Here is a 16,179-nt window from a genome sequence, read left to right as displayed (position 1 = left end):
CGAAGTTATCTTAGATTGTGGAATGGGTAGAGTATAAGAGATGTCATTCAAGGGAGCGATTCAGTTGGACTATACAGATCAAGCCTGGCAGGAGGAACAACGCCGCGTTGAGGATGTAGCAGATCAAATCGATGCCCGTATCCGGAGGCTGGAACGGGAAGTGGGCAGCGTCCGCGGTGACGTCGTGTCTATGCGGAAGGACTTCTGGGATGAGGTCACGGTCAATTTTAGTGAGGCCGATGATGTAGGTGAAACTTCAACCAGCTTGAGACAGCAATCTCAAGTGCTATCGGAGCGGGAGAAGAGTCACCAGCATGCGTCCATTGCTTTAGGGAAGATGAAGCGGCTGAAGCAATCGCCTTATTTTGCCCGGATTGATTTTGCAGAAGAAGGAGAGCCGGAGGAGGTCATCTATCTGGGCATTGCCTCCTTGCTTGAGGAGGGTGATGAACAGTTTCTGGTCTACGACTGGCGTGCCCCAATTTCAAATCTGTATTATGACAGCGTACCTGGCCCTACGTCTTATGAGACGCCTTCCGGGACAATTTCGGGAACGATGTCGCTCAAGCGCCAATTTGTTATTCAGGGACGTAGGATTAAACTGATGTTTGATACCGGGGTTACGATTGGGGACGAGATGCTGCAACAGGTGCTTGGACGCAGCTCCGATGCCCAAATGAAAAGCATCGTGGCTACCATTCAGCGCGAGCAGAACAAGATTATCCGTAATGACCATAGCCGGATGTTGATTGTTCAAGGTGCGGCTGGTAGCGGGAAAACCTCGGCTGCGTTACAACGGGTCGCTTATTTACTGTATAAGCATCGCGAGGTGCTGAAGGCGGATCAAATGATCCTGTTCTCTCCTAACCCGATGTTTAACAGCTATGTATCTACCGTGCTACCGGAATTGGGCGAAGAGAATATGCGGCAGACGACATTCCAGGAGTATCTGGAGCATCGGCTGGGCCGAGAATTCCAGCTCGAAGATCCGTTTGTACAAATTGAATATGTATTATCTGCTCCAGAAGACGAGGTTTACTTGTCACGGGTTGCAGGTATTCGTTATAAATCATCTGTTCTCTTCCTGGAGACGATAACCCGTTATAAAAAGCTGTTGGAGCAGCAGGGCATGCGATTCAAGCCGCTGCGGTTCCAAGGTAGAGAGATTGTTGGCACGGAGGAAATTGCCCGTGAATTTTATGCCTTTGACCCGGCAATTCGTTTGGCTAACCGTTGTGAGCTGCTGAAGGAGTGGTTGCTCAAGAAGCTGGCTGCCTTCAGCAAGGCAGAATTGGACCAGCCTTGGGTGGAAGAGCAGATTCAATTGCTGGACACGGAGGAGTACCAACGGGCATATCGCCGGATGCGCCGCAAGCATCAAGGCGGGAGTCTGTCGTTCAGCGACTATGAGGACGAGAAGACGATTCTGGGCAGAATGGTGGTCAGCGACCGGATGAAGCCGTTGCGCAAATGGGTTAAGTCATTACGTTTTGTAGATGTCACCCGCTTGTATACACAACTGTTCAACGATCCTGCGATATTTCGTCAGGTGAGTCCCGGCCCTCTCCCGGAGCGTTGGGAGGAGATTGGCGAGCAGACGCTGGGGAAGATCGGACAAGGCGAATTGTTTTACGAGGATATTACGCCATACCTCTATTTGAAAGAGCTATTGCTTGGTTTTCGTTCCAACACTGATATCCGCCATGTCATTATTGATGAAGCCCAGGATTATTCGCCATTCCAATTGTTTTTCTTAAAGCGCTTGTTCCCGCGTGCCAAAATGACAGCGTTAGGCGATTTAAACCAGGCGATATATGCTCATGCCTCGGTACTCCAGCAATCCTCTGTACTCAGTGACCTCTATGGTACGGAAGACAGCGATCTGATTACCCTGGAGCAAAGCTACCGTTCCACACGGCAAATCGTTGAATTTACACGGGAGATGATTCCCGGAGGGCAAGCCATCATTCCGTTCAACCGGGAGGGTGAGAAGCCGGAGGTTCATCTTGTAGATGGGGCGGAGAAGCTTGAGGCTTCTATCGTGGAATGGATTAATCAGCTTCGTGCGGACGGATTCGAATCCATCGCGATTATCTGTAAGACAGCAGAGGAAAGTAAGCAAGTTCATGAACGCCTACAAAGCGAAATAGCTGTGAGGCTGATGAAGAAGACCACCTTGTCCTTCGAAAAAGGAGTGCATATTATCCCTGCTTATTTAGCAAAAGGCGTGGAGTTTGATGCGGTGCTCATCTATGACGGATCAGACCGAAGGTATACGCGTGAAGCGGAGCGCAAGCTGTTCTACACGGCATGTACAAGGGCCATGCACCTGCTTCGTATCTATTCGTTGGGAGAGCCAAGCCGATTTATCCGCGAGGCTGCTCCAAGTACGTACGCATTTCATGCTTAGGACTGTTGGGAATTACCGCTAAAGCATATATTTCGCCTGAATGTATCACACTAACCTTCATCTGTTCCTAATGTCTTACAGAAGGGTGGCCTGAAGGCTTCATGGTCAGCAAAAGAGGCGAAATCATCGCCCTCGCGTCCATTCCGTTAATTATGACGCTGGGCAATTCCATGCTTATTCCTATCTTGCCGCAGATCGCCAGAGAACTTAAAATTTCTTCGTTTCAAGTGAGTATGTTGATTACGGTTTATGCAGTCGTGGCTATTTTGCTAATCCCGATCGCCGGGTATCTGTCGGATAAATTTGGCCGCAAGGCGATCATTGTGCCCAGCTTGATTATTGCAGGGGTGGGCGGGGCGGTGTCTGGCTCTGCAGATTGGTATACGGATGGTACAGCGTTGTATTGGGTTATACTTGGCGGTCGCTTCCTCCAAGGGATTGGAGCGGCCGGAGCTTTTCCCATTGTGCTTCCCCTGGTGGGGGATCTGTTCGACGATGAGGAAGAGGTCAGTCATAATTTAGGGATTATCGAGACGTCCAATACGTTCGGCAAGGTGCTGAGCCCGATTTTGGGAGCTTTGCTGGGCGCGTGGCTCTGGTATGCCCCACTGTTGTCCATCCCTTTACTTTGTTTAATTTCGCTGGTGCTGGTGTGGATTTTGGTCAAGGAGCCCGAGGAACGAAAGGAAGCCAAACCGCTGGGTGAATTTGTCGAGACGATCAAGGGCGTATTTCGGGAAAAGGGACGTTGGTTGTATGCGATCTTCGCTATAGGCTGCATATCGATGTTCCTGCTCTTTGGCGTGTTGTTTTATTTGTCAGAGCAACTGGAGAGCAAGCATGGGCTGGTTGGCGTGGTTAAGGGGCTGGTGCTGGCCATTCCGCTTGCCGCACTATGCCTGGCTTCTTATATCACGGGGAAGAAAATTGGCAAAAATAAAGCTTTGATGAAGTGGTCGGGTGTAGCTGGTCTGGTGCTGTCTACAGGGGCCTTGTTTGGTATCGGCTTCTTCAACAATATTTATTTTGTTATCGCTTGCCTTATTGTATGTGGTGCGGGCATCGGCATCGTGTTGCCGAGTTCAGATGCACTCATTACTGAAGGTATTGATCAGGAGATGAGGGGAACCATCACCTCCATCTACAGCAGTATGCGATTTATCGGAGTATCGGCAGGCCCGCCGATCATGTCCATACTGATGAAGGCGGGGCATATGACGATGTTTTTTGTTATAGCCGGTGTATCCCTGGTTGCGGTCATTCTACTGCTGCTCATGGTGAAGCCGGAGCAGGGAGAGGGGGACCCGGGTGACTCGAAGCAGCGGAAACCACGCCCGAAGGTAAATTCTCCGTTACGGCAGGGGTAGAGCGCGATAGATGTCATCTATACAGCTATAGGGCAGCGGGGACCTCAGCAACTGAGGCCCCGCTGTTCTATTGTCCGGGCTTTTTTGGTATGATGGACATGATTATTATCAGCGTTGGAGGGGTAGGTATACATGAATGCCAAGCAAGCGGCGGGTTATCGTGCTGCGGAATGGGTCAAGGACGGAATGACCGTTGGGCTCGGAACAGGTTCCACAGCATATTATGCAATTGAGAGAATTGGACAACGAGTGGCCGAGGGATTGCGCATCCGGGCTATTGCCACCTCGAACGCTTCGGAAGAATTGGCCCTTAAATATCATATTCCGATCATTCAAGCGGCAGAGGTGGACCGACTGGACCTGGCGATTGACGGCGCCGATGAGGTAGACCCGCAAATGGCCTTGATTAAAGGCGGAGGAGGCGCATTATTGCGCGAGAAGCTGGTCGCGAAGGCCAGTGATCGCTTTATCGTCATTGCCGACAGCAGTAAGGCGGTGCCACATTTGGGAGCATTCAAGTTGCCTATCGAGTTAGTCCCTTTTTGTTACGAATGGACATTGAAGGGGCTTAAGGAGCGCTACGGGGTTCCCATCGAAATGCGGCAGCGTGAGGCAGAGCTATATGTAACCGATAACGGCAATTATATTGCGGATGCGTCCTTCGGCCAAATCAATGATCCAGGTCGGCTTAGCGATGAATTGAAGGCGACCACCGGGGTCGTCGAGCACGGATTATTTGTGGGTATCGCCCATACTATTGTCATTGGGTATGAAGATGGAAGTACCGAGGTTAAGGAGACGACTCATGTTTAAATCGATAAAATCTAATTTGAATAAACCTTCCATTCAAGAACTGCTGGAGTATACCGTGGTTGATGATGTCTCTTTGGATACTGTTATCGAGACGTATCGCTCTCAGGAAGATTGCAAGTTATTTGGCTATGAAGTAGAAGGGGAAATGACCGGACTGATTGGCTATCGCGTTCAGGAAGACAAAGGAGAATTGGAAATTCTCCATCTTGCCGTCCATCCTGCGAATCGCTACAAGGGGTATGGTCGTGCCTTGGTGTTACTGTCATTAACGCAGGAAGAGCCAACAAGCGTAGTTGCCGTTACTGATGAGGAAGGAACGGACTTCTTCCGGAGCATTGGCTTTGAGATTACGGGCTTCCGTGAGGCAGGCAGCACGGTGGAACGGTTCCGCTGCCTCTACCTGGTGGACGAGCCGGAAGACGAATAGATTCTGAGTATGCAAATAACGCTGTATCCTTTTTGCCCTGGATGGCTAAGAGGATACAGCGTTTTTGTGTCTTGGTCCAATTACCCTAGCGTATTGCGTTTCATTGTACTGCGCCAGGACCACTTACGTTCCTGACGTTTCTTGTATTTCGGCAATGAACGGTAGATGGCAATAGACTCGGTGTAAGCCTTCCGGGCCTCTTCCTTGCTACCAAGGGATTGATACAAGCTCCCTAGCAGGTAGTAAGCTTCGCTAGAGGAAGATTGAATCTCTCCGAATTTGGCAGCGTATTGCAGCGCCTTCTGAGGGTCCTGCTCACGCAAAGCGGAGGCGAGGCGAAGATACGGCTGACCATATTTGACTCGCTCATTCAGGCTGAGCGCCTGCAAAATATGCTGCTCGCCCTCTTGGATACGGCCAAGTCCTAATGCTGCCGTCCCTAGGTCATCCCAGAATTCTGCGGAACTCTCAGAAGCGTCGCGAGCTTCCATAAGGAGAGCATGGGCTTCTTCGAATTTCTTGCGTTCAATTAACAAGCGGGCAAGCTCACGTTTGGAAGAAACATCAAAAGGGCTTGCAGCCAACTGCTGACGAAGCTGAGAAATCCGGCGGCCACGCTTGAATGGCTTGCTGACACTGGGCAGAAGTCCCACATAACGCCGGTCAATAAAATAAATGATCAGCAGTAACACCAGGATGGCGATAAAGGGATTCCCAAAAAGCCACGATAGTAAAATAAACAGCATGAACTTGCTCATAAAACTCCTCCAACAGATATGAATGATTGACTAATTATACCACAGAGAGAGGCGACGGGAGAACGTGCTTTTGGGGGAAGTGGCCAGGAAATTGGTCCATACCTTTGTCCACTAAGGTACATAAGCTGTACAAGAGGTGACGCTTATGAACAGAAATGAGTTTGTCGCGGCTCTTGCTCCGGCGGCCACAGCTAATGCGGCCAAAAGCGGGATTCCGGCGTCTTTGATCCTCGCCCAAGCCATACTGGAATCGAATTGGGGGACCAGTAAGCTGGCGGTGGAAGCGAAGAATCTATTTGGTATGAAAGGGAGCGGCCCGCTGGGTAGCGTCCTCTTGCCAACGACCGAGTACCGGAATGGACAGCCGGTTCGGGTGAATGCCGCGTTCCGCAAATATCGCAACTGGGCCGAATCTTTGGCTGATCACACGATCCTCTTGTCGGCCAAGCGTTATGCCGCTGTAGTTAACAAATCCGGTCCAGAAGCAGCTCGTGCCGTAGCCGCCGCCGGGTATGCTACAGACCCGTTATACGCTAATAAGCTGATAAGCCTAATGAGCGATTATCAGTTGACGGGTTATGACCCGCCGAAAGGAGATGATCCGATGACCCCGGAGGAGAAGAAGCAATTCGAAGCGCTCCGTCAGACCGTTACGGCTCAAGCCAAGCGGATTGCTGAACTGGAGAAATTCACTCAGCCTGGTATTCCTGAATGGGCCAAGGAGGCTGTAGCTGCGGCAGTAAGCTATAGCCGAAATGAACCGCTGCTCAACAATCCCGAGCAAGGAAGCGTCGACTTCTATCGTCTGATCACGATTATGCACCGGCGAGGGCTATTCAACCGCTAACCGTGCTATTTTAAAACTTCCCGGTTGGTTATAATGAATAACTGTGGAGGTGTTGAGTTGAAGCACACAGTTGCTCATATTCCCTATCAACCGGGATGTCCCTATTATTTTACAACCAATGATTACTATTCCGAGGCATTTCATCAACACGCCGGCTTAGAGCTAATCTGGCTGATGTCAGGGAGGCTGAAAGTCACGATAGGCTCGCAAGATTATGACCTCCAGCAGAATGATCTGCTGTTAATCAACCACTTGGAATCTCATCGCCTCATCTTGCAGTCACAGGATGCCCGCTTTATACAAATGCATATGGACAGCTTGTTTCTTTATGAGCATCATTCCAACTTTTATGACCTGGTCTATGATCTGAAGTCATTTAAAAATAGCTCCGATCATCAAAGCGCCTACGATATTATTCGGACCTTTATGAGTAGATGGTTACTTACGGAGAGCGCAACCGAAACGACAGAGGCGCTTGACGGCATTCTTCGTATGACGCGATATCTGACACTTCGCTTCGGCAAGCCTTGTCTGGCAGAGAAGTCTTCAGGCCGTGAGTCTCGGCGGGACAACCCCATCGTTCAGCACATGCTCAATTCATGTAGAGCTGAACTTCCAAAGTAAAGTGACCTTGAATCAAATTGCTGAACAGGAACATTACAATTCATCCTATCTCTCCGATATTTTCAGAAGACATGCAGGCACCACCTTCAAAACATACCTGGACGAACTTCGTATCCGTTATTCTCTGTATTTGCTGCTGCATCAAGAGGCGTCCATTCTGAATATTGCCTTATCCTCAGGCTTCAGTGACGAGAAGAGCTACTATAAGGCCATTAAATCGAAGTATGCTTGTACGCCTCTGCAACTGCGCAGAAGATATCCAGAGCTGCCCCAGGCCGTCATCCCCTTCGTACATACTTTGCCGGAAGAGCGCATTTGTCATTATGCTTCCTTACCGATTGAACCGGGTATGCTGGAGGAGAATACGTTGCAGGTGCATCTGGTCGAGAGCGTTCAAGCTAAGGGCTACGAACTGGAGCAGGTCTGGAGCAAGATGATGAACATCGGCTCAGCTAATACCTTGTTGAATCAAAATATTCGGGATCAGATCAAGGAAACACAAGGGGAAATTCCTATTGAATATATGCGGTTTGAAGGGATCTTTAATCAAGAGATGGATGTGCTGCAAAAGGATCGAGATGGTATTAAGTTCAACTGGAAATTCATCAACAACATTCTGGATTATTTGCGGGACATCGAACTGAAGCCCTTTATCTGCCTGAGCTATATGCCCCCACTACTGGCTAGTAAAGGGACAAGCTTCTTCAACTATCAAGGTAACACTTCTCCGCCGAAGGAGATGGATGAATGGCTGACGCTCGTTCAGTCTTTTATCACCAATTGCATTAACCGTTACGGGCTGGAAGCCGTATCCACCTGGTACTTTCAAATATGGACCGAGTTCCCGGTGCAGGATATTCATTGGAGCGGCACACTTGAACAATATTTCGAGTTGTATAAGCAAACAGCCTTGTTAATTAAGGGGATATCGCCTTCCCTTAGAGTAGGACCCGCAGCAGAAAATTTTCACACAAAGGATCAGCCTTCGGAGCAACTGCTGGAGTTCTGCCTGAATCAGGGGGTTCCTGTTGATTTCTACAGCTGCAATGTTTATCATAATCGCATCCACTTTGAACAGTGGCAGCAGCAATCGATTACGGGGCCAGTCGATATCCAGTCTATCCCGTTCCAATATGAGACGAAGGATCATACCAAGCAAGTGTTGAAACGGACATGGGACATGCTTGAATCACGTGGTCAGAAGAATACCGAATTTATTGTAACCCGGTGGAATTTGAGTTGGGATGTGACCCATGTTCTGCATGACACCGCCTTTATGGCGACGTTCATTATAGACAACATGCTGGATGAATCGGCAGCCCGGGCCAAGGCAATCGGTTTTCTGTCCGCCTCGGACATCCTCTATGAATGGGATATTAAGAATACTCCCTTTTACGGAGGAACTGGTCTGATGAATACAGAGGGCATCAAGAAGTCGGCTTATTATGCCTTTGTGTTCTTGTCCAAGCTGGGAGGCACGGTATTTGCCAAGGGGAAGAATTACTTGATGACGAGGCAAGGCGAAAATATTCAAATCCTTGTCTATAACCATACCTATTTGAACCAGTTATTTGTTAAAGGGGAGGAAATGGAGCTGCCGCCGTATGACATCTTCGAGGAGTCCGAAGATCTTTTGTTCCATATTCATCTCCAAGATATTCATGGTACTTATAAGTGTAAGCAATATAGTCTGAATCGGCAGTCCGGATCGGCTTATGACGAGTGGATGCGGATGGGAGAATATGTGGATTTGAATCATGAAGAAACGGAATATCTCAAGAGCATTTCCAGACCCTCACTGCAATTAAGACAGGTGACGGTGAAAGGCGACTTCGAGCTTGATCTGCACGTGCCGGTGCATGGGGTAGAGTGTCTGATCCTCAACAAGCTATACAATTAAGAAGTTAGTATTGAACAGATAACTATAGTTGAGCCAAGATTATCCTAGTATAAGCAGGGGATAAATCTTGGCTTTTTTATATTTAAGCGTATTCATCAACAAAGAATGCGCTTACTTTACTGTCTGAGCATCCAAGAAAGAGGAAGGAAACCAGGGGTGAATGTGGACTAAACTTAGTTCAACGATATTGATAAGGCCAGCAAAATAGAAATGTAAACGGTTTTATGAATATCCTGAAAATAGGGTTTAGGAGGACGAAATAGATGAAAGCCAACAAACAAACACGCTTGTCGTACACGACCAAGGCACAGGAAATTGTAGATCAACTAAGCTTGGAGGAGAAAGTGTACCTGATGAGCGGAAGGGTATCGATGGAGGAAATGCTGGAGGATTTCAAGGTCAGACATTATAACTGGAGACCGTATCCTGCTGGCGGCAATGAGCGACTAGGTGTGCCGGAATTGAAGTTTGTTGATGGGCCACGTGGAGTGGTATCGGGCAACAGCACCTGCTTCCCGGTCTCCATGGCCAGAGGTGCAGCCTTCGATCCGGCCCTGGAAGAGCGCATTGGACAAGCTATAGGTCAAGAGGTTCGTGCCCAGGGCGGCAACTTCTTCGGCGGCGTCTGCGTCAATCTGCCGTATAATCCAGGTTGGGGGAGAAGCCAGGAGGTATATGGCGAGGAATCGTTCCATCTGGGGGCGATGGGGGCAGCCCTGGTTAAAGGGGTTCAGCAAGAAAATGTAATCGCTTGCGTGAAGCACTTTGCCTTCAACAGCATGGAATGGGCGCGCTTCAAGGTCAGTGTGCTGGCAGATAAGCGAACCGAACGCGAGGTATTTCTTCCACACTTCAAGGATTGTCTGGATGCTGGAGCAGCCAGCGTCATGAGTGCATACAACCTGTACCATGGAGTTCATTGCGGGCATAGCGATTATTTGCTAAATCAGGTGCTAAAAGAAGAATGGGAATTCGACGGCTTCGTGGTCAGCGACTTTGCCTGGGGAATTAAGGACACGGTGGAAGCGGGCAATGGCGGCATGGATGTGGAGATGTGCCATACCAAATTCTTCGGAGATAAGTTAGTGGATGCGGTTAATAGCGGTCAGGTCAGCGAAGAGAAAATTAATCAGGCAGCGTTACGCATCGTACGGACCCTGCTCGCCTTCAATGAGGCAGATAATGATACGTATGACAAGGACCTGATTGCCAGCGAGGAGCATATTGCCTTGGCATTGGAGGCGGCGGAGAAATCCATGACCCTGATGCAGAACGAAGACCATGTGCTGCCATTCTCCAAGACAGGAACGAAGCGAATCGCCATTATTGGAGCGCTTGGGGAGAAGGGAAATATCGGGGACCATGGATCGAGTCGGGTGTTTCCGCCTTACATCGTTACGCCGCTGGAAGGCATCAAGCGCTTGCTCCCGGATGCAGAGGTTGTCTTCGATAATGGCGAGGATATAGAGCGTGCCAAGCAGTTGGCGAGTTCAGTGGATGCTGTTGTCTTCGTGGCCGGGTACGACCATGATGATGAAGGCGAATCCGTAACCAATGAGGATGCTGATTTGAAGGCAGGCGGGGACCGTCAGCAAAGCTTGGGTCTGCATGCCAAGGATATTGAGTTGATTAATGCCGTAGGTCCGGTCAATCGGCAATCCGTTGCCGTACTCATCGGCGGAAATATGATCATGATTGAAGAGTGGAAGCATTCGGTGTCCGCCATTCTGATGGCCTATTATCCTGGGATGGAGGGTGGTACCGCCATTGCCAGAACCTTGTTCGGCGAGGTTAATCCGGGCGGCAAGCTGCCTTTTGTTGTACCGACCAGCGAGGATCATTTGCCACAAGTGGATTGGGAGGCCAGTGAGATCAAATACGAATATTACCACGGATATACCAAGCTGGAGAAGGAAGGCATCACACCTGCGTTGCCATACGGATTTGGCTTGTCCTATACGCAATTTGCCTTATCGGATGCTCACTTCAGAGTGGAGAAAGATCAGATCATCGCCACTTGTCAGGTTCTTAACACCGGGAAGGTGACGGGAGACGAGACGGTGCAGCTTTATGTTGGCTTTAGCCAGTCCAAAGTGAATCGTCCGGTCAAGGTTCTGCGCGGCTTTAAACGAATTACGCTAACACCTGGTCAACAAGAAACAGTGGAAATTACCTGTCCGATTGAAAAAATGAAATGGTATAACCCTTCTACTGGCGGGTGGGAGCTGGAGCATATGGACTATGAGGTGTTCGTAGGTAACAGCAGTGCCCCGCAGGATTTGATGCAGGGAAGCATCCGCTTATAAGACTTGGTAGACTAGACAAATTGTTCCCATCTGGAGGGTGCACTATGGCAATAAGAGAAGAGTCAACGCAAAAATTATCCTTGCTGGAGAAAGTAAGCTATGGCTTGGGCGATACAGCCTCAAACCTGATCTATGCGGTAGTTACTACGTATCTGACCTACTACTTTACCGATGTATACGGAATTGGCGCTGCGGCCGTAGGTACGCTGCTGCTGGTAGCCCGGCTTGTGGATATGATTGATAGCCCCATTTTTGGTATTCTAATCGATAAGACACATACAAAATGGGGCAAATCACGTCCATGGATTTTATGGTCCTGCTTCCCCTTTGCCATCGTAACAACGCTGTTGTTCATGGGGCCAGAGCTAAGCGCTTCGGGGAAGCTGGCATATGCTTACATTTTCTATATCGCATCTAATGTATTATATACGGCGGTAAATAATCCACTGACCACGCTGCTGCCGAGTCTGTCTAGTGACGTTCAGGAGCGAACGGTGGCTAACACCTTCCGGATGTTTGGCGGGCAATTTGGCGGCCTGCTTGTGAACCTGACATTATTGCCGCTGGTGGCCTTCTTCGGTGATGGGGATCAGCAGAAGGGCTTCTTCCATACGATGATTTTGTTTGGGATCGTAGGGCTGATTATGTTCCTGATTACCTTCTTTAATACCCGAGAACGTGTTCAGGATAAATCGGGCGGGAAGTCCTTGCCTGTTAGAGAGAGCGTCAAGGCGATCAAGGGCAATACCCCTTGGATCGCAGGCGTGCTGGTGGGTGTCGTCTTCTTCATCCTGTACGTAATCAAGTTGTCCTCAGGCATCTACTACATTACGTATAATCTGAATAAACCCGATATTGTCACTACCGTAAATACGCTAGGTTCACTAACCTTGATCGGCATTGTCTTTGTTCCATTCTTGTCCAAAAAGTATAGCAAGAGAACCTTGATGATTGTAGGGATGGCCATTTGTATCCTTGGACAGGTTATTATCTATCTTAGTGGACAAAGCACGGCAATCGTTTTGACGGGAACCGTCATTGGAGCGATCGGTTTAGGGTTGCCTGTCGGCTTGCTGTTCGCCCTCATTGCGGATACCGTAGATTATGGGGAATGGAAGTCCGGCGTAAGGGCTCAAGGATTGTTGGCTTCTACGGCTTCGGGTATTGCCATCAAGCTAGGCTCCGGGCTGGGTGGTGCCATTCCGGCATGGTTGCTCGCCGCCGGGGGTTATGTTGCTAACCAGACTCAAAGCGCCTCGGCGCTTCGTATGATCGAAATCAGCTTCATTTGGCTTCCGATCTTGTTATGTGTCCTCTCCATACTTATTCTTCTATTTATGTACAAATGGGAGAAGCCGCATCATGAGATTGTGGCTGAACTGGAGCTGAGAAGAGCAGGGTAGGAAGAGACTTAAAGCCTAGATAACGGAGCTATTGAACAATTTAACAAGGACCCCCGTGATCAGCAGGAGAAATGCTGACTACGGGGGTCCTTGTTATGTAGACTGGATAGTGCTCGAACTCCTCTAAAAACTAGCAGAATCAAGTAGAATTACATCAAGATGTCTGGTAAAATGACCTCATACAAGTGTAAGGAGCGGTACTATGAATAATGAGTTAAAGGAATTGTTGCAAGTCGTTATTCGTCAGGAATTACAACCCGTTAACGAGCAGTTGCATGAGCTTAGAGCAGAGCAGCGGGGAATGAAGCAAGACATACAAGAGATTAAGACAGAGCAGCAGGTAATGAAGCAGGATATACAAGGTGTTATAGACGATATAAAAGACATTAAGGAAGATCAACACTTGATCAAACGAGCCGTTCTAGATACCAATGAACGTGTCATGCGAATGGAATCTGTCCTGGAGAATCAACATAGAATTATTGAGCTGTTGTCCACGCGCTCCATCCAGCAAGAAGCCGAACTGAACAGAATTAAGTAACAAAATCCGGTGCTGACGCATCGGATTTTGTTACTATTGGGTGTTTAGCGTTCTGCAATTTCTTTGGCCAATTTACTTTTCTTCAATTGCTTGTGTCTAATTAAATCTATTAGTATTTTGGGATTTCTATAGGAAAGCCTGACAACAAAATAATTCATCCATTCAAGGAAAGCAAACAAGGTAATTAGTAAGCCTATAACCCTATGAGAAGTATCATAACTATTCATGAATATGACCGGGATAGATGCTGTAATGAGTATTAAGTTGATATATTTGAGCCTATAGAATGGCTGTCCCAGATTTTTAATAGGTTTACCATGTAGCCTTCGAATACAAATTATCCAATAAAAAGCCCCTTGCAAAAGAATAAAACTTAAGACGAATAATGGATAAAATACAGGCAAAACCAAGTCCTTGAATTTCAGATCATACACAAACCAAAAAATGACGATACTTGCTATTTCCCCCGTATACAATTTGGTTAATTCCTTTATTAATTGCTTCTTCATACTTCATTTCTCCTATATAAATCTCTGTTATAAAGTATTGAGCTTTATTATATACAAAAATTCCCCTCATAAGCTCTGTTAGATGATGATGTAATAGCACAGGAATTCTTGTGCTATTTGCATATAACTAATAGGGTAATCTAATTTTGCTTGAAGAAAGGGGTTTGCAGATGTCGCAATCTAACATTTCCAATATTACCCCGACTATATCGATAACCAGGGATGATGCTAATACACTACTTATGTCGTCTATTGCCTTGGAAGAGTTGGGGCTCAGTCACATCATTAATGCAGAAGGTGAGAAACTGCAATATGTGTTGGGCACGTTGCCTGGAGTCACGGGGCCAGCTCCGACGATTTCTGATTTACTTACCATAAATCAAAGCGTTCGCGACACGCTTCGGGCCGTAACAAATAATGAGTGGGTGTTGCAAAACAAATTGGATAGTCTCTTGTCGACGCCGATCTCCATTGGGCCAACGGGGCCGACCGGACCAACAGGAGCAACAGGTGGAGCACCAGGACCCACGGGGGCCACCGGAGCGGTCATATTAGGAAAACAAACTGCCATTTAAAATGCGGTTCTCTAAACCGCGTTTTCAGTGCTATTGACTTCAATGTATTCCGCAACTCTACGGTACTCATTGGCAAATTTCAGCTTCACGCTGATGTTGCCATTTTCGTATACCTTGATGGTATCCACAAGTTCAATCAATAGTTCTCTTGTCAGTTTGTTGATGTTTTCGTGTTTGCGGAATGTTGTTAAAAACGGATTTTCTACATCTATACCATTCTCAAGCTCTGCTTTTTCTTTTTGAAGATTTCCTAGAACCTCGTTAATGACTTCAATTTGCTGGTCGTAATCCTCTTTCATCTGACGATAATCCATATGAGTGATTTCGCCGTCTTTCCAGTCCTGGTAAATACTTTGCTTGTAGCGTGAAATTCTCGAAAGCTCTTTTTCCTTTGCTGCTATTCGTTCATTCAAACGAATAGATTGGCTTTTTTGGAGTGGAGCTTTGTTAATTTGTGATACCATTTCAGAAAGGGAAACCGCGATATAAACCTGCTGCTGAATCGCGTACAATACTGCTGGTTCTAAATGAAGATGTTTCATCGTATGCCTTGTACAAGCCAATTTGGAGCGGTCCTTGTAAGTGCGGCAATAGTAATATACGATTCCTTTAACGACACTCCGTGTCATGGCCTTGCCGCAATCTGCACAACGCAGGAACCCGCTGAACAAATACAATTTTTTTTGCTTAGGTGCTGTGCGAGTATCCTTCTTTGAAAGCTCCTGCACCTTAGCAAAATCTTCACGGCTTATAATTGGCTCATGTGTATTTTCAACAATGAACCATTCCTCTTCTGGTACGGATTCTTGCACATGGATTTTATAGCTTTTTATTCGATATCGTCCTTGTACCATATCTCCTGTATAAATACGATTTTTTAACATTCTGCTAATCACAGCGGCGCTCCATAGATTCTTTCCATCAGAGTGTGGATTTTTGTATTTCAACCCTTTACTTTGTTTGTAAAGGGAGGGGCTTAAAACGCCACTATCGTTTAATTTGCGAACAATCGCATTCTTACTCAAACCCTCCAAAAACCAAGCAAACACACTCTTAACCACTTCCGCAGCTTCCTCATCAATAATAAGCGCATTCTTATCATTGGGATGTTTCTGATAGCCATAGGCTGCAAATGAGCCAATATGCAGCCCTTTCTCACGCTTCTTGTCAAAGGTTCTTCTGACGCTCTCCGAAGTACCTCGCGCATGTTCCTCATTAAGCACGCCTTGAACCGGAACTGCAATGTTTTGCGCATTTTGCGGGTCTTTGTACGTATCAACGGGTTGCTGGTAAAGAGAGATAAACCGAACATCATTGCGCGGAAACCAGTCACCTAGATAGTAGCTTGGGTCGCCATTGTTACGGAAGCTGCGGGCTAGATTTTTTACGATTACGCAGTTGATTTTTCGCTTTCGTATATCGGTTAACAGCCTTTGAAAATCTTCACGTTCCTCGTCTGTCGTACCGCTTACACCGTCATCAACATACTCATTAACAAAAACATACTCGTCATCATCATCCTGCTGTTCAAGAAAATCAGTCAAAATCAGTCGTTGGTTGGTAATGCTTTCGGATTCATCTTTTCCACGCTTGTCTTCGCGTGATAGGCGGATATAAAAGCCTACATACCATATCCTTTTTTTTGAAGCTACTTTGACAATATTCTGCCTATTGGCTGTTCTGGCCATGTGTCCTCCTT

14 protein-coding genes are annotated in these 16,179 nt (G+C 47.5%); 11 read left to right on the top strand and 3 right to left on the bottom strand.

The window, feature by feature from the left end; all coding sequences use genetic code 11:
• Positions 1-40: 40 nt before the first annotated feature.
• The 4 genes from helD (at position 41) to AC1VOR_RS02730 (ending at position 5,017) form a co-directional block, all read left to right on the top strand.
• Positions 41-2,410, top strand: a complete 2,370-nt coding sequence (helD, locus tag AC1VOR_RS02745; RefSeq protein WP_482615739.1) for an RNA polymerase recycling motor HelD — start codon at positions 41-43, stop codon at positions 2,408-2,410.
• A gap of 101 nt (positions 2,411-2,511) precedes the next feature.
• Positions 2,512-3,777, top strand: a complete 1,266-nt coding sequence (bcbE, locus tag AC1VOR_RS02740; protein ID WP_482615738.1) for a bacillibactin exporter BcbE — start codon at positions 2,512-2,514, stop codon at positions 3,775-3,777.
• A 132-nt stretch (positions 3,778-3,909) separates the two neighbouring features.
• Entirely contained in the window at positions 3,910-4,590 is a 681-nt protein-coding gene (rpiA, locus tag AC1VOR_RS02735; protein ID WP_482615737.1) for a ribose-5-phosphate isomerase RpiA, read from the top strand.
• Positions 4,583-5,017, top strand: coding sequence for a GNAT family N-acetyltransferase (locus AC1VOR_RS02730; RefSeq protein ID WP_482615736.1), 435 nt, complete (start codon positions 4,583-4,585; stop codon positions 5,015-5,017). The genes rpiA and AC1VOR_RS02730 overlap by 8 nt, the downstream gene beginning before the upstream one ends.
• 80 nt (positions 5,018-5,097) lie before the next feature.
• Here the strand turns inward: AC1VOR_RS02730 and AC1VOR_RS02725 are convergent, their stop codons facing one another.
• A complete protein-coding gene (locus AC1VOR_RS02725) occupies positions 5,098-5,775 on the bottom strand; it encodes a tetratricopeptide repeat protein (protein WP_482615735.1) in 678 nt (225 codons plus the stop codon).
• Positions 5,776-5,920: 145 nt separating this feature from the next.
• Between AC1VOR_RS02725 and AC1VOR_RS02720 the strand changes: the two genes are divergently transcribed.
• From AC1VOR_RS02720 to AC1VOR_RS02695, 6 genes are all read left to right on the top strand, one after another.
• Complete coding sequence (locus AC1VOR_RS02720) at positions 5,921-6,622, top strand: glycoside hydrolase family 73 protein (protein ID WP_482615734.1); 702 nt, start codon at positions 5,921-5,923, stop codon at positions 6,620-6,622.
• Positions 6,623-6,679: 57 nt separating this feature from the next.
• A complete protein-coding gene (locus AC1VOR_RS02715) occupies positions 6,680-7,246 on the top strand; it encodes a cupin domain-containing protein (protein ID WP_482615732.1) in 567 nt (188 codons plus the stop codon).
• Complete coding sequence (locus tag AC1VOR_RS02710; RefSeq protein ID WP_482615731.1) at positions 7,176-9,146, top strand: GH39 family glycosyl hydrolase; 1,971 nt, start codon at positions 7,176-7,178, stop codon at positions 9,144-9,146. Before AC1VOR_RS02715 ends, AC1VOR_RS02710 begins: the two co-directional genes overlap by 71 nt.
• 263 nt (positions 9,147-9,409) lie before the next feature.
• Positions 9,410-11,452, top strand: coding sequence for a beta-glucosidase family protein (locus AC1VOR_RS02705; RefSeq protein ID WP_482615730.1), 2,043 nt, complete (start codon positions 9,410-9,412; stop codon positions 11,450-11,452).
• 44 nt (positions 11,453-11,496) lie between these two features.
• Positions 11,497-12,855 carry a glycoside-pentoside-hexuronide (GPH):cation symporter gene (locus AC1VOR_RS02700; RefSeq protein WP_482615728.1) on the top strand — a complete coding sequence of 453 codons (1,359 nt, stop codon included), beginning with the start codon at positions 11,497-11,499 and terminating at the stop codon, positions 12,853-12,855.
• A 202-nt stretch (positions 12,856-13,057) separates the two neighbouring features.
• The gene (locus AC1VOR_RS02695) at positions 13,058-13,396 is read left to right on the top strand and encodes a hypothetical protein (protein ID WP_482615725.1); all 339 of its coding nucleotides are present in this window, start codon (positions 13,058-13,060) and stop codon (positions 13,394-13,396) included.
• A 44-nt stretch (positions 13,397-13,440) separates the two neighbouring features.
• Here AC1VOR_RS02695 and AC1VOR_RS02690 read toward each other — a convergent pair whose 3' ends face one another.
• On the bottom strand, positions 13,441-13,905 hold the full coding sequence (locus AC1VOR_RS02690; protein WP_482615723.1) for a hypothetical protein: 465 nt from the start codon (positions 13,903-13,905) through the stop codon (positions 13,441-13,443).
• 170 nt (positions 13,906-14,075) lie between these two features.
• On the opposite strand from AC1VOR_RS02690, the gene AC1VOR_RS02685 reads away from it, so the two are divergent.
• Positions 14,076-14,480: an alpha-helical endospore appendage domain-containing protein gene (locus tag AC1VOR_RS02685; protein WP_482615722.1), complete on the top strand. Its 405-nt coding sequence runs from the start codon at positions 14,076-14,078 to the stop codon at positions 14,478-14,480.
• An 11-nt stretch (positions 14,481-14,491) separates the two neighbouring features.
• Here the strand turns inward: AC1VOR_RS02685 and AC1VOR_RS02680 are convergent, their stop codons facing one another.
• Complete coding sequence (locus tag AC1VOR_RS02680) at positions 14,492-16,168, bottom strand: recombinase family protein (protein ID WP_482615720.1); 1,677 nt, start codon at positions 16,166-16,168, stop codon at positions 14,492-14,494.
• Between the last annotated feature and the right edge of the window lie 11 nt (positions 16,169-16,179).

This window comes from Paenibacillus sp. 1SOY10, from assembly GCF_056836745.1.
Note: the sequence above shows the minus strand (reverse complement) of the source record. Positions and strands in the feature narration are given on the sequence as shown.